Origin of the sequence: Schnuerera sp., from assembly GCF_035459645.1 — a bacterium.
In the GTDB taxonomy this organism is placed as follows: Bacteria; Bacillota; Clostridia; order Tissierellales; family Tepidimicrobiaceae; genus Schnuerera.
This window is the reverse complement of sequence record NZ_DATHXO010000375.1, coordinates 1-3,355: the sequence shown is the minus strand read 5'-3', so window position 1 is coordinate 3,355 and position 3,355 is coordinate 1. Positions and strand designations below refer to the sequence as shown.

3 protein-coding genes are annotated in these 3,355 nt (G+C 30.3%); all 3 read left to right on the top strand.

What is annotated here, in order from left to right; all coding sequences use genetic code 11:
* Window positions 1–268 precede the first annotated feature (268 nt).
* The 3 genes from yqeC to VK998_RS08740 are packed head-to-tail and all read left to right on the top strand — an operon-like array spanning window position 269 to window position 3,298.
* A complete protein-coding gene (gene yqeC, locus VK998_RS08750; protein ID WP_325227714.1) occupies window positions 269–988 on the top strand; it encodes a selenium cofactor biosynthesis protein YqeC in 720 nt (239 codons plus the stop codon).
* 10 nt (window positions 989–998) lie between these two features.
* On the top strand, window positions 999–1,568 hold the full coding sequence (locus VK998_RS08745; protein WP_325227712.1) for a nucleotidyltransferase family protein: 570 nt from the start codon (window positions 999–1,001) through the stop codon (window positions 1,566–1,568).
* Entirely contained in the window at window positions 1,565–3,298 is a 1,734-nt protein-coding gene (locus tag VK998_RS08740; protein WP_325227710.1) for a sigma-54-dependent Fis family transcriptional regulator, read from the top strand. Before VK998_RS08745 ends, VK998_RS08740 begins: the two co-directional genes overlap by 4 nt.
* Window positions 3,299–3,355 lie beyond the last annotated feature (57 nt).

The window sequence follows — 3,355 nt, the reverse complement described above, 5'->3', positions numbered from 1 at the left end:
GTCGATATAGATGGTATGCAAAAAACCCCTCCCTTCCTATAATATTTTGGGTAATCATTATAATCTATGAATTATAATGATTAGTTAGAACTTTATCAAGATAGCAGACTAAAGCTTATCTTGTAATTATGTTATCAGAATATAGAGTATTCGTCAATTGTAAAAATATGATATAATTTGGTAGGAACTAAAGTTCTCTTTTTGGTGCCAGGCACCAAAAAAGAAACTTATTTGTAATGAGAATGTAATATAAGGGGTGGTTAAGGTTATGAGTATATATGAAAGTTTAGAATTGGATATGGGAAAAGGTGAAGTTTTATCATTGGTAGGTGGTGGAGGGAAGACTACAACCATTTTTGAATTAGGGAAAGAGTTGAAAGCTCTCAAAAAGAAAGTGCTTATTACAACTACCACGGCTATTTATGAACCGGGGGAAGAGGACTATGATTATTATTTTTTAGGTGATATAAAGTATTTTAGTCCTAAGGAAGGTAGTATTACTATATTTGGGGACAAGGTAGAGAAGGGTAAGTTATTAGGAATTACACCAGAAAAGGTAGAAAAGATAATTGAAATGGAATTATTCAACTTTTTATTAATTGAAGCTGATGGAGCTAAGAAAAAACCTATTAAAGCTCATGCATCATATGAACCGGTAATTCCGAAAAATACAACTAAGACTATAGGAATAATTGGACTTGATTCTTTGGATAAAAAAATTGAGGATATAGTTCATAGGCCAGAGATATTTATGAAGATTACAGATACAAAGTATTCTGATATAATAGATGAAGAGATTATAGTAAAATATATTTTGAATTCAGAAGGTATATTTAAAGATTCTCAAGGTTCAAAGATTCTTCTATTGAATAAGGCTTGTGATGAAAAAGGTATTTTAAAAGGTAGTAAGATTCGGCAAACTTTATTTGAAAATGGATTTAAAGGCAGTGTAATGGTTACTGATATAAAAAGGAAAAAATTTTATTAGGAGAGTTAACATGATTACTGGGATTATAATGGCTGCGGGGTTTTCAAAGCGTATGGGTGAGGATAAGCTTTTAATGGAAATAGATGGAGTCAATATGGTGGAAAGGGTTATTGGAAGTTGTAAGAACTCTATATTAGATGAAATAATACTAATATATAGAAAGGAAGAAGTAGGAAAGATTGGAGAAAAACATCAGATTAAAACCGCATATAATCCTAATGCTCATTTAGGTCAATCGGAAAGCATGAAATTAGGGATAAAGGCAACTAAAACTAGTGATGCTTATATGTTTTTAACAGGAGATCAGCCCTTTGTTACTAGTGAATTAATAGATAGATTAATTGATGAATATAAAAAAAGTGAGTATTCTATTGTAGTCCCTTATTATAATGGTAGAAATGGAACACCTACCATTTTTTCTTCTATATATAAGGAAGAATTGCTAGAAGTGGAAGGTGACAAAGGTGGTAGGGATATTATTAAGAAAAATATATCTTCTGTAAAGAAGGTAATTATAACTGATGAGAAATTAGGATTTGATGTGGATACACCGAAAGACTTTAAAGGAGTGGTATCATGACTTCATTATTGCATGAAATAGAGGAAGATGTAATGAAATATGCAAAAGTTATATCTAATGCAATAAAAGTGGATGTTGAAATTGTGGATAAATATATGAGAAGGGTTGCAGGAACTGGTATATTTAAGGATAAAATTGGAGGGCTAAATGAAGGTTCAGTTTATAGAAAGGTAATAGAAACGGGGGAACCTCAAATAATTGAAAATCCAAGGGAACATGAAATTTGTAAGGACTGTGTTTATAGGGAGTCTTGTATCGAAAAGTTGGAAATATCAACACCGCTTATTTATGAAGAAGAAATTATTGGAGTAATAGGTTTAGTTTGCTCTACTGATGAACAAAAACAAATTATTTTAGAAGATTTAAACTCTCAAATGCAATTTCTAAATCAAATAGGTGATTTTATAAGTTCTAAGGTCTATCAACACAATGAATCCAAAATGCAAGTTGAGAGGACTGAAGTCTTAAATAAAATATTAAATAATGTAGATAAAGGAGTTATAGTATTAGGTACCGATAACAGAATTACAATGCTTAACAATAGTGCCATGAGGGAATTAAAACTTTATACTAAAATTTTAGATGATAAAGTACAAATAGTAGATAAAGATGAATATATAATGGGTGGAGAGCTTTATGAGCTAATTTTAAATGAGAAAAGTTTTTTGCTTGTAGGAAATATTATACCCATCCACTCTATATCTAAGGATTATGCTAAAGTATTTATTTTTAACAATATGAGTAAGATAAATTCTGATATTTACAATATGACAACTAGTGAAAAAAGAATAGGTTTAGACGCTATAATTGGTGAATCAAAAGTAATGAAAGTTTTAAAAGAGAAGATAAAAAAGATAGCTTCAACTCAATCTACAGTACTAATTACAGGTGAAAGTGGTACTGGGAAGGAATTGATAGCAAGGGCAATCCATGATTTAAGTGATAGAAGACATAAACCTTTTGTAGCAGTAAATTGTAGTGCTATGCCAGAGGCTCTTATGGAATCAGAGCTGTTTGGATATGTAAAGGGAGCCTTTACAGGGGCTAATCCTAATGGTAAAATAGGGAAATTTGAACTTGCTAATGAAGGGGTTATACTCTTAGATGAAATAGGAGATATGCCCTTATATATGCAGGTAAAACTTTTGAGAGTTCTGCAAGAAAGAACTGTAACTAGAATAGGTTCAAATCAGCCTATTGATTTAGATATTAGAGTTATTGCTGCTACTAATTTGGATTTAGAACAGAGGATTAAAGATAACAAGTTTAGAGAAGATTTATTCTATAGATTAAATGTAATACCTATAGAAATCCCTCCGTTAAGGGAAAGAGAAGGAGATATAGAATTAATAATGAATAAGTTAATTGATAAATATGGTCTATTATTTGATAAGTATATTCATACAATTGAAGATGATTGTAAAGACACATTGTTAAATTACACTTGGCCTGGGAATGTTAGAGAACTTCAAAATACTATTGAATATATGATAAATATAGCTAATGAAAGTGGAATCCTTACAGAGGATATGCTACCAGAGAATATTTTAAATAACAAGGAATTATCTTATCATCACATTAAAAAAGAAATCAAAACCTTAGAAGAAATAGAACAAGAGTATATACAAGAAGCTTTAGAGATTTATGGAGCTAGTACAGAAGGGAAAAAATTAGCAGCAGAAAAATTAGGTATTGGTGTGGCTACTCTTTACAGGAAGATCAAGAATTAATTATCATAATGATAATTTTGCTGAAGAGTTGACCTTTAATAGTATTATTCAGGAATA